Annotated in this window: 10 protein-coding genes; 7 read left to right on the plus strand and 3 right to left on the minus strand. The window is 76.4% G+C overall.

Annotated elements, in window-relative coordinates:
- On the minus strand, positions 1-1,417 hold a 1,417-nt coding region (locus EF903_RS22635; RefSeq protein WP_125545979.1), incomplete at its 3' end, for a methylmalonyl-CoA mutase subunit beta.
- A 258-nt stretch (positions 1,418-1,675) separates the two neighbouring features.
- Positions 1,676-2,392 carry a DUF2470 domain-containing protein gene (locus EF903_RS22640; protein ID WP_125545997.1) on the minus strand — a complete coding sequence of 239 codons (717 nt, stop codon included), beginning with the start codon at positions 2,390-2,392 and terminating at the stop codon, positions 1,676-1,678.
- 198 nt (positions 2,393-2,590) lie between these two features.
- On the opposite strand from EF903_RS22640, the gene EF903_RS22645 reads away from it, so the two are divergent.
- The 5 genes from EF903_RS22645 to coaD all read left to right on the plus strand — a co-directional run bounded on the left by EF903_RS22645 (position 2,591) and on the right by coaD (position 6,089).
- A complete protein-coding gene (locus tag EF903_RS22645; RefSeq protein WP_125545981.1) occupies positions 2,591-2,986 on the plus strand; it encodes a cell division protein SepF in 396 nt (131 codons plus the stop codon).
- A 333-nt stretch (positions 2,987-3,319) separates the two neighbouring features.
- Positions 3,320-4,486, plus strand: coding sequence for an ATP-binding protein (locus EF903_RS22650; protein WP_125545983.1), 1,167 nt, complete (start codon positions 3,320-3,322; stop codon positions 4,484-4,486).
- Positions 4,440-4,835, plus strand: coding sequence for a nucleotide pyrophosphohydrolase (locus EF903_RS22655; RefSeq protein WP_125545985.1), 396 nt, complete (start codon positions 4,440-4,442; stop codon positions 4,833-4,835). Before EF903_RS22650 ends, EF903_RS22655 begins: the two co-directional genes overlap by 47 nt.
- A gap of 123 nt (positions 4,836-4,958) precedes the next feature.
- On the plus strand, positions 4,959-5,432 hold the full coding sequence (locus EF903_RS22660) for a DUF6099 family protein (protein WP_125545987.1): 474 nt from the start codon (positions 4,959-4,961) through the stop codon (positions 5,430-5,432).
- A gap of 177 nt (positions 5,433-5,609) precedes the next feature.
- Positions 5,610-6,089 (plus strand): pantetheine-phosphate adenylyltransferase, encoded by a 480-nt coding sequence (gene coaD, locus EF903_RS22665; protein ID WP_125545989.1) that lies wholly within the window; start codon positions 5,610-5,612, stop codon positions 6,087-6,089.
- A gap of 43 nt (positions 6,090-6,132) precedes the next feature.
- Here the strand turns inward: coaD and EF903_RS22670 are convergent, their stop codons facing one another.
- The gene (locus EF903_RS22670) at positions 6,133-6,327 is read right to left on the minus strand and encodes a hypothetical protein (protein ID WP_125545991.1); all 195 of its coding nucleotides are present in this window, start codon (positions 6,325-6,327) and stop codon (positions 6,133-6,135) included.
- A 289-nt stretch (positions 6,328-6,616) separates the two neighbouring features.
- Here EF903_RS22670 and mmuM point away from each other — a divergent pair, with 289 nt between their 5' ends.
- Positions 6,617-7,564, plus strand: a complete 948-nt coding sequence (mmuM, locus tag EF903_RS22675; RefSeq protein ID WP_125545993.1) for a homocysteine S-methyltransferase — start codon at positions 6,617-6,619, stop codon at positions 7,562-7,564.
- A gap of 38 nt (positions 7,565-7,602) precedes the next feature.
- Positions 7,603-9,034 (plus strand): 3' terminal RNA ribose 2'-O-methyltransferase Hen1 (locus EF903_RS22680; RefSeq protein ID WP_125545995.1); only part of this gene is annotated, 1,432 nt, incomplete at its 3' end.

Here is a 9,034-nt window from a genome sequence, read left to right on the forward strand (position 1 = left end):
GCCCCCCGCCCCCGCCGGTGGGCGCGGCGGGGGCGGGGGGCCGCTCGGGCAGCTGTTCGGAGAGCAGCGGGAACTCGCTGACGCCGGTGATGGGCTCGCGCCGCTTGGCGAGCTTCGCGGAGCGCTCGGCCCAGGTGGCGGCCAGCCGGTCGGCGACCAGGCCGGAGCGCAGGGCCGCGGCGAGGCCCCCCGCCTTCTCGACGCATCGGAAGAACTCCCAGGCGGCGTCGGCGAGCTCGTCGGTGAGGCGCTCCACGTAGTAGGAGCCGCCGGCCGGGTCGACGACCCGCGCCAGGTGCGACTCCTCCATCAGGATGGTGGAGGTGTTGCGGGCGATGCGGCGCGCGAACGCGTCGGGCAGGCCGAGTTCGTGGTCGAACGGCAGCACGGTGACGGAGTCCGCGCCGCCGACGCCCGCCGCCATGCAGGCGACGGTGGTGCGCAGCATGTTCACCCACGGGTCGCGGCGGGTCATCATCACCGGCGAGGTCACCGCGTGCTGGCGCTGAGCGCCGGCGTGCGGGGCGCCGCACGCCTCGGCGACGCGGGCCCACAGGCGGCGGGCCGCGCGGAGCTTCGCGATGGTGAGGAACTGGTCGGCGGTCGCCGCGTACCGGAACTCCAACTGGCCGAGGGCCGCTTCGACGCCGAGCCCGCCCGCGGTCAGGGCCCGCAGGTAGGCGGTTCCGGCGGCGAGGGACAGGCCGAGCTCCTGCGCGGCCGAACCGCCGGCCTCGTGGTACGGCAGGGCGTCGACGGCCAGGGCCCGCAGGCCGGGCCAGCCGGCGGCCGTCTCCCGGGCGAGGGCGACGGCGGAGCCGAGGTCGGCGGCCTCCCCGGTACGGGCCTCGTGGCCGAGCGGGTCGGCGCCGAGGCAGCCGCGGGCGGCCTCCGGGGCGACGCCGCGCTCGGCGTACAGGGCCAGCAGGGCGCGGGCGGCCGCCTCGAACTCGGCGCCGGCGTCGAGGGAGACGGGGGCGAGGTCGAGGTACACGCCGTCGAGGGTTCGGCCGAGCGCGTCGACGGGTACCCCGCCACCGCCGAGGCACAGCCACAGCGAGGTGACGCCGTTCTCCAGGTCGGCGAGGACGGCCTCGTTCACCTGCGCGGGGTCGGTTCCGAGGTGCCGCTGCCGCACGTCCCAGCCGGAGGCGGCACCGCCCGCGGGGGTACCGCCCCGCACGAAGGGGGCGAAACCGGGGAAACCGGTGTCCGGGGAGGTGTCGGGCGCGGTGTAGAGCGGGCGGGTGAGGAGCCCGTCCTCGAGCTGGGTGGACAACGCGTCTTCCGCGGCTTCGCCGGATACGTCCTTGCCGGACTTGCGCAGTACGCCTTCTACCAGGCGCTGCCACTGCTCATGCGTCGCGTCAGGGAACTCGGCGGCCAGGGAGAGCCCGTCATCAGGCAGGACCGTCATGGCTCGAATGCTAGGGGGGTCACGGTGGGGACGACCATAAGCACTGGATGTGATCTCCCCCTCTCATGTGAGGGGGTAGGGGGCACGGAAGAGCGGGCAGAACCGGAACCCCGCCCTGGTCGCGCGGAGGGCCCCGGGCCGCACCGCGGGGGGCGCCCCGCGGGGCCGGGTTCGGCGGATCGCCCGGACGGCGGACCTGTCGGGCGTGTCGGCCCGCCCGCCCGGGCGGGGCGGCGCCCTCCCCGGCCGCCAGGGGTGTCAGGCGGGCAGGGTGTTGCGGTGGGAGCGGCGGCGGGCCGCGCTGAAGAGTGCCTGCATCTGCGCGCCGGCCTGTTCGACTTCGTCCAGGGGGGAGGGGAAGGGCAGGGTGGCGTCGCGGTGGCCGCGGCGCCCTTCCAGGCGGAGGGTGAGTCCGTGGCGGTCCATGGCCAGCGGCAGGGCGCGTACCAGGTCGGCGGTGGGCTGCGGGGCGACCAGGCGGAGCAGGAGCGTGACGAGCTCGGAGTGGTCGTCGAGGAAGTGCGTGAGCATGCCGGCCTCGTACGGGGCGAGGGGGTCGGGGGAGGCCGCCTCCAGCTCGCCGAGGCCGAGGGAGGTGCGGCGGCCGTCCGGGGTCTCCAGGACGGCCCGGAGGAACTCGACGCAGGTGCGGGCCTCGGAGTCCTGCCCGCGGTACGGGGTGAGGAGGCGGCCGGAGACGGTGACGCGGGCGCGGACCCGGTCGCGGACCGGGGTGGGCGCGATGTCGGTGAACTCCATCCGGATCGCGGGGCGTTCCTCCGTCTCCCCGCCGGGCTCGGCGGGGTGCAGGTGCAGCCGGCCCAGCGGGTCGGAGCCGTCGAGGTGGCGCACTTCGGTGTGGACGCCGTCGGTGACGACGGTCATGGAGTGGGCGGCGGCCAGGATCGAGCGGACGCGCTCGGCGTCGGTGGGGCGGCCGGCGGCAGGGGTGGCGGGTGCACCGGACATGCGCATGCGGATCTCTCCATCGTCCTGGACTGCAAACTTAGGCATGCCTAACCTAACCCATCGGTGGCGGAGTGGGCACCCCGCCCCGCCGAGAGGCCCGCGTTTCCGTGCGCCCCCCGTGCCGGCCGTGTCGTAGTTGGGCTGAACGGGTGAAACACGAGAGGATGGCGGGATGCACATGAAGCGCGCGGCCGAGGCGGCCCGGTGAGCAGGTACGACGTCACGGACGAACAGTGGGAGGGTCTCGCGCAGGTGGTTCCCCTGCGCAGTCGCAACGAGTGGCCCTCACGGGTGGACCACCGCACGATCCCCGCGTCCTCCGGGGCCGCGGCCGCCGAGCAGCGGCGCTTCGTCGTGATCCGGGTGCAGGTCTTCGCCGACGCGCGGGAGGTGGCCGAGTACCTGATCGCACAGGTGCCCGTCCTCCTCGACCTCACCGGAGCCGACACCGAAGTGGCCAAGCGGATCCTGGACTTCAGCAGCGGGGTCGTCTTCGGACTGGGCAGCGGCATGCACCGCGTCGACCGGAACGTCTTCCTGCTGGCGCCGGTCGGAACCGAGGTCGAGGGGATCGCGGCCGCGGCCGTCCCCCGATCGTAGGAAGGTCCCGCCGAGGTAACGGTTCGGCGGGCCGGGGGAGTCGGCGGCGGGCCTACCGTCCGCCGCATGGACGCCATCCCGGACACGGCGGGGCCCCGGCCCCGCACCGGTCCCGCCGTACCCGAGCAGTTCCGCCCGCCCCGGCGCGGCCATCGCCCGGGCGTCGCGCCGCGGGCCGCCGGACCGCGGCCTGCGGCAGCCGCCGGCGCGGCGGGGCCTCCTGCGGCGCCCGGCGCGGCGGCCGCGTCCGCCGCGGCCGGCCCGCCGTACGGGGACGGGACCCCCGGGGGCGGGGCCTCCGCCGCGTCCGGAGCCGCCGGCGGGGCGGGGCCGGTGCGACCCGTCGCCGGCGAGCTGCGGCTCTCCGCCTTCGGACCGCACCGGGGCCTCGCCCTGCCGCTGGCCCCCGTCACCCTCCTCACCGGGCCGAGCGGCAGCGGCAAGTCCCATGTCCTCGCCGCCCACGAAGCCCTGGCCGCCCTCGCCGCGGGCGCCACCCTGGAAGCGGTCTTCCCCGACCCCGCCGCCCGCGTCCCCGACCGGGCCGCCGCCGACGCCCAGGGGCGCCGCGGCTTCCGGATCGGCTGCACCGTCGAAGGCCCCGCGGGCCCGGTCCGCCTCGACCTCGCCGTCCAGGCCGAACCGGCCCTGCGGATCGTCGGCGAACGGCTCACCGCGAACGGCGAGATCCTGTTCGGCACCGCCCTGCGCGACCCCGCCCGGCGCAGCGTCCAGGCCGCCTGGCTCACCGGCGGCGGCGCCGCCGTCACCCGCGCGCCCTTCCCCGACGACCGGCTCGGCACCGCCCTCGTCCCGCTGCGCGTCGCCGGCGCCACCCCCGGGCAGCGGCGGGTCCTCGCCGCCGCCGAACAGGTCGTCGTCGCCCTCCGCTCCGTGTTCGCCTGCGACCCGGAGCCCGACCGGATGCGCGCCCCCGCCCCGCCCGGCGAGGGCCGGCTGCGCCGCGACTGCGCCAACCTCGCCGACGTACTGCGCCGCACCCGCCACGAGTGCACCACCCGCCACACGCTGCTCGCGCGCGCCGCGCAGGCCGCCTGCGCGGGCCGCGTCCACGGCCTCGACGCCCTCGCCTCCGGTGGCGAGTCCGGTGCCGTCACCGCCGTCCTGGACCGCGGGCCCGGGCTGCCCGCCACCGAACTCGGCCGGCTCGGCTCCGGCGAACTCCGCTTCCTCGCCCTGGCCCTGGTCCTCCTCACGGGCCCCGGCGTGCTCGCCATGGACCCCGCCGCCGAACTGCTCTCCGCCCGGCAGGCCCTCACCGTCCTCGCCGACGGCTTCGACCGCGGACTGGACCGGCGGCAGAACGCCGAACTGCTGCGCCTCGCCCTCCTCGCCGGCGGCCGCGGCCACGTCCGCCTCCTGGCGGCCGTCGGGGAGGGGGCCGCGGCGGCCGCCCGCGAGGCCCCCGGGGCGGCGGTGGTAGACCTGGGGCATGACCGACACGCCCCAGAAGAACAGCGAACCGCCCGCAACCGGTGACGAGCGCCTGTACCAACTCCAGCAGAGTCTGGCCGAGTTCGCGGCGGCCCGCGGCTGGGGGCCGTACCACACCCCGAAGAACCTGGCCGTCGCGCTGAGCGTCGAGGCGTCCGAACTCGTCGAGATCTTCCAGTGGCTGACGCCCGAGCAGTCCGCGCGGGTCATGGACGAGCCGGACACCGCGCACCGGGTGGCCGACGAGGTGGCCGACGTGCTCGCCTACCTGCTGCAGTTCTGCGAGGTCCTCGGGGTGGACGTGCTGGACGCGCTCGCCGCGAAGATCGAAAGGAACGAGCTCCGCTTCCCGGTGACCGGCGCTACGACCGCAAATCGTCACTCTTCGGAGTGATGGCGTTGTCCACAACCCTGTCTCTGTCCAGAGATTTCCGAATACCCCTGGCTTTACTGACGCATTGCCCTCACTCTGGGTAGTGGTGAGAACGGCGGATGTCGTGCGGACGGGGGACGGCATATGGATGCGGTACGGCTCATCGCGGCCGGCCGCCGCGCGCTGGCGCACAGCGGGGCGGCGATGGACATCGTGTGGGAGGCATGGCAGACCCAGGCCCTGGCCCAGGGCATGGGCCACTGGCTCGCGGTCAGCGGGCCGCGGGAACTGAGAGCGGAGGCGCGGGGCCTGGGCGAAGCGGGAGGCAGAGGATGCGGGGTGTTCCACAGAGCGGCCCTGCGCGGCGAGCGCACGGCTCCGGACCAGCCGCCGCGCGCGGCACAGCTGACCGTGGTGACCGACCTCCGGGGCTCCCTCCTCGGCCTCCAGGACCTCCTCGGCGAGGTCGGCATGGCCCTGGTCGGGGTGGCCTGCGGCACGGACGACGAGGGCCTGTACTGGCAGTGCATGGAGTCGATCGACGCGGCCGACGAGTCGAGCGACCGGGTCCGGGCCCTCCTGCGCCGCCTGACGGCCCACCACCACGGAGCCGCCTGAACCGCTCCCGCCCCCGCGTCCCGGCCCCCAACCGGGCCGGGGCCGGGGCCGGCGGCGGGAGCAACGGGAACGGGGCCCGGGGCGGACAGCCGACGGGCTGCCGGGGCCGCTTACGGGAGGGGTGCGGCCGCTCTGGCGCGTCGTCACGCCCGGTGGCCGCTGCTAACCTCCCCGAGCATGCGAGCCCTTTTCCCGGGATCCTTCGACCCGGTCACCCCAGGACACCGGGACGTACTGCGGCGTGCTGCCCGGCTGTTCGACGAGGTCGTGGTGTGCGTGATGGCCCATCCGGGGAAGACCGGCCGGTTCCGCGTCCCGGAGCGGCTGGACCGGCTCCGTGCGGCGGCGGCCGGCCTGGACAACGTCACGGTCGACTCCCACACCGGCGGCCTGCTGGTCGACTACTGCCGCCGCCACGGAATCGACGTGGTGGTCCGCGGGGTCCGCAGCACCACCGACCTGGCCTACGAGGTGCCGATGGCTCGTATGAACCGGGAACTGGCCGGAGTCGAAACGGTCTTCCTCGCCGCGCACCCCGCCCTGGCCCACGTCTCCTCCACGCTGGTCGCCGCCGTGTCGGAGCCGCGGGCCCGTGTCCCGCGCCAGGACGCGAGCGGCCGCGTTCCGGCAGGCGAGGCCGGCGGGGGAGGGGCCTGAACCGCCCCCCGGGGGCCGGGGCTGCCCCCCCGCCGGGCCGCCGCTACGGGGTGCGGCCCGGGCCCGGGGCGCGGTCCGTGGAGGACTGGAGCTCCGCGTCCAGCCGGGAGAGGTCCGCGTTCAGGGCGTCCATCAGGTCCTCCATCTGCTGCAGGAGGCTCTTCGGGGGGTCGGCCGCGGCCGGGTCGCGGCGCATGTCGTCCTGTCCGGGGCGTTCGGATGCGGACTCGTGGGACATGGCGGCCTCCTCGTACCTGGCCCTTCCGCGGGCGGAAGGGGGCGGCGGTCGTGCCGGCGGGAGGGCCGCCGGCGCGCGGGCCGGGCGGTCCGGCTCCGACCGGGGAAACGATCCCCGTCGGCGGCTGGTCACTGGCCGCGGCCGGGGGCGGCTCCCGGTTGACGGAGATTCACCCTGCGGGGGCGGGGAGGTGCAGGATGGGTGGTGTGGAACACGCCGTACACCGCCGTACACCGCCCGATCGGCCGGCCGGGCCGGATCGGCCGGACCTGCCGAGGGGGTGGGGGGCATGACGCGGGCGGCCGCGCCGTTCGCCGACGCGCTCGCCGCGCGGGCGCTCGTCCTCGACGGCGGGCTCGGCAGCCAGCTCGACGACCAGGGCTGCGAGCTGTCCGGGGGCCTGTGGACCGGCCGGGTGCTCGCCGAGCGGCCCGACCAGGTGCAGGCCGCGCACGCGGCGTACGCGGGGGCCGGCGCCGAAGTGCTGACCACCGCGAGCTACCAGGTGGGCTACGAGGCCTTCGCCGCCCGCGGCCGCGGCCGCGGCGAGACCACCGCCCTGCTGCACCGCAGCGTCCGCCTCGCCGACCGCGCCGCCGAAGCCGCCGGGCACGAGGTGTGGGTCGCCGCATCCGTCGGCCCGTACGGCGCCGTCCTCGCCGACGGCTCCGAGTATCGCGGCCGGTACGGGCTGGGCAGGCGGGAGCTCGCCGCGTTCCACCGGCCCCGCATCGAGGCGCTCCTCGACGCCGGACCCGACGTGCTGGCCGTCGAGACCGTCCCCGACGCCGACGAGGCCGAAGCCGTCCTCGACGTGCTCGCCGAGACCGGGGCCCGGGCCTGGCTGTCGTACACCGTCGCCGGCGGCCGCACCCGGGCCGGCGGGCCGCTCGCCGAGGCCTTCGCCCTGGCCGAGGAGTCCCCGCAGGTCGTCGCGGTCGGCGTGAACTGCTGCGACCCCCAGGACGTGCTGCCCGCCCTGGAGGAGGCCGCCTCCGCCACCGGCAAGCCGCTGCTCGCCTACCCGAACGACGGCTCCGCATGGAACGCCGCCTCCGCTGCCTGGGAGCACCCGGCCGCCCCCGCGCCCTGGCCCGTCCGGGCCTGGCTGCGGGCCGGCGCCCGCCTCGTCGGCGGCTGCTGCCGGATCGGCCCCCGCCGCATCGCCGCCCTCGCGCCCGGCCTCCGCGGCACCCCGCCCGACCGGTCCCGCGGAACGACCGCCCCCGGAAAATAGGCGGCGGCGGGGCGGGCCCGGCGGCAAGAATCGGAAGCGTGTTCCTGACGATCTCCACCACCGGCACCCCCGACCGCCCCGCCACCGACCTGGGATTCCTGCTGCACAAGCATCCCGGCAAGGCGCAGGCGTTCACCACCTCCCACGGCACCGCCCACGTCTTCTACCCCGAGGCCGGGGAGGAGCGCTGCACGGCGGCCCTGCTGCTGGAGGTGGACCCCGTCGCGCTCGTCCGGCGCGGCCAGGGCAGGGGCCGGGGCGGAGCGCCCGACACCGCACTCGCCCAGTACGTCAACGACCGCCCCTACGCCGCCTCCTCGCTGCTCGCCGTCGCACTGCGCGGCGTCTTCGGCAGCGCCCTGAACGGCAGGTGCGCCGCCCGCCCCGACCTCGTCGACGAGCCGCGCGCACTGCGGATCGAGATCCCCGTCCTGCCCGCGCGCGGCGGACCGCAGCTCGTGCACCGGCTGTTCGGCCCCCTCGGCTGGGACCTCGTACGGCCCGAGCCGCTGCCGCTCGACGAGCGGTTCCCCGAGTGGGGGGACTCCCGGTACGTGCGCCTCGTCCTGGAGGGCCGGCTGCGCCTCGCCGACGCGCTGCGGCAGCTGTACGTCCTGCTGCCCGTCCTGGACGACGCCAAGCACTACTGGGTCGCCCCCGACGAGGTCGACAAGCTGCTGCACGCCGGCGACGGCTGGCTCGCCGGGCACCCGGAGCACGGGCTGATCACCTCCCGCTACCTGGCCCGCCACAAGCGGCTGACCCGGGACGCCCTGGAGCGCCTCGAACTGGCCCGCCTCGCCGAGGCGGACGGCAGCCCGGCCGAGGACCTCGACAACGCCGTCGACGAGGACACCGACACCGCCGACCGCCCGCTGCCCCTCGCCGTGCTGCGCCGCGAGGCCGTCACCGCGGCACTGCGCGCCGCCGGCGCCGCCCGCGTCCTCGACCTCGGCTGCGGGCAGGGCGCCCTGGTGCAGCAGCTCCTGAAAGACACCTCCTTCACGGAGATCACCGGCGTCGACGTGTCCGTACGGGCCCTCGCCACGGCCGCGAAGCGGCTGCGGACGGAGCGCATGGGCGAGCGGCAGGCCGGCCGGGTCCGCCTGCTCCAGGGCTCCCTCACGTACACGGACAAGCGGCTCGCCGGCTACGACGCGGCCGTCCTCAGCGAGGTCGTCGAGCACGTCGACCCGCCGCGGCTGCCCGCCCTGGAGTATGCGGTGTTCGGCTCGGCGCGCCCGCGCACCGTCCTCGTCACCACCCCGAACGCCGAGTACAACGTCCGCTGGGAGTCCCTGCCCGCCGGGCAGGTCCGCCACCCCGACCACCGCTTCGAGTGGACCCGCGCCCAGTTCCGCGACTGGGCCGGGGCCGTCGCCGGCCGGCACGGCTACACCGTCGCGCACCTGCCCGTCGGGGACGACGACCCCGAGGTCGGCCCGCCCACCCAGATGGCCGTCTTCACCC

The sequence above is a fragment of the Streptomyces sp. WAC05292 genome (genome assembly GCF_003949955.1).
Classification (GTDB): domain Bacteria; phylum Actinomycetota; class Actinomycetes; order Streptomycetales; family Streptomycetaceae; genus Streptomyces; species Streptomyces globosus.

Excerpts from the sequence above, each read along its gene's own strand:
- EF903_RS22640 (WP_125545997.1), bottom strand. The coding sequence starts at position 2,392 with ATGCGCATGTCCGGTGCACCCGCCACCCCTGCCGCCGGCCGCCCCACC.
- EF903_RS22655 (WP_125545985.1), top strand. The coding sequence starts at position 4,440 with ATGACCGACACGCCCCAGAAGAACAGCGAACCGCCCGCAACCGGTGAC.
- EF903_RS22660 (WP_125545987.1), top strand. The coding sequence starts at position 4,959 with ATGGATGCGGTACGGCTCATCGCGGCCGGCCGCCGCGCGCTGGCGCAC.
- coaD (WP_125545989.1), top strand. The coding sequence starts at position 5,610 with ATGCGAGCCCTTTTCCCGGGATCCTTCGACCCGGTCACCCCAGGACAC.
- EF903_RS22670 (WP_125545991.1), bottom strand. The coding sequence starts at position 6,327 with ATGTCCCACGAGTCCGCATCCGAACGCCCCGGACAGGACGACATGCGC.
- mmuM (WP_125545993.1), top strand. The coding sequence starts at position 6,617 with ATGACGCGGGCGGCCGCGCCGTTCGCCGACGCGCTCGCCGCGCGGGCG.